This window comes from Methylobacterium sp. J-048 (genome assembly GCF_022829515.1).
Classification (GTDB): Bacteria; Pseudomonadota; Alphaproteobacteria; order Rhizobiales; family Beijerinckiaceae; genus Methylobacterium.
In genome coordinates this window covers 1-921 of sequence record NZ_JAKSYL010000271.1, presented here as the reverse complement: position 1 = coordinate 921, position 921 = coordinate 1, and the positions used below count along the sequence as shown (strand labels likewise).

The window sequence follows — 921 nt, the reverse complement described above, 5'->3', positions numbered from 1 at the left end:
AGAGTCCGTCCGAGAAGTCAGGGCGATCGGGCGAGGCGTCTGACGAGGATCATGATGGCTGCGGCGTAGAGGAAGGCTCTGGCGGAGGCGAGGGTCGCTTCCGCATCCTTCCAGAGGCGCCGGTTGCGGCTGATCCAGGCGAAGAACCGTTCAACGACCCACCGGCGTGGATGGACAGCGAAGCCAATTTGATCCGGCGGCTTGCGCACGATCTCGACGGCGATGATCGTCGCGCTCGCTGGCTTGTCGCCGGCATAGCCGGCGTCGGCGAAGGCCTTGACGATGAACGGGAAGCTCCGGCGTGACAGGCGCAGGACCGGAACGGCCCCGTCCCGGTCCTGCACGTTGGCAGGCTGCGGATCGAGGACGAGCGCACGCCCGTCCGTATCGACCAGCGCTTGGCGCTTGCGACCCTTGACCTTCTTACCGGCGTCGTAGCCGCGCGGCCCGCCGCTCTCCGTGGTTTTGACGCTCTGGCTGTCGAGCACTGCGGCGGACGGCGAGGCTTCGCGTCCGACACGCTCGCGATCAGCCATGACGAGGTGGTGATTGATCCGGCTAAACAGCCCTGTGTCGCGCCAGCGGCTGAAGTAGCCGAACGTTGTCGATCGCGGCGGCAGATCCTTGGGGATCAGCCGCCATGCGATACCGCCGCGCAGAACGTAGAAGATCGCGTTCAAGATCTCCCGCGGCGTCCAGACCGGAGGCCGCCCGCGCGGCTCAGGCCTCGGCATGAGCGGCTCGATCACCGCCCACTCGGCATCGGTCAGATCGGTTTCATAGCGAAGGCCGGCGCGGCTATGCTGCCGCCGGGTGGTCGGGGTCCACATGGCGCTTCCAGGTTAGGCTTCAGCAACCCACCTGGAATCATCGCCATCCCGGCCACTCAACCCCGCCTCGGATCATTATCGGACAGGCTCT

The 921-nt window shown here is 66.3% G+C and carries 1 protein-coding gene; it reads right to left on the bottom strand.

Annotated features, from left to right (window positions below):
* Positions 1-17 precede the first annotated feature (17 nt).
* The gene (locus MKL09_RS27155; RefSeq protein WP_244025106.1) at positions 18-830 is read right to left on the bottom strand and encodes an IS5 family transposase; all 813 of its coding nucleotides are present in this window, start codon (positions 828-830) and stop codon (positions 18-20) included.
* Positions 831-921 lie beyond the last annotated feature (91 nt).

What these genes read in the sequence shown, in the direction of transcription:
- MKL09_RS27155 (WP_244025106.1), bottom strand. Translation starts at nt 830, where the DNA reads ATGTGGACCCCGACCACCCGGCGGCAGCATAGCCGCGCCGGCCTTCGC.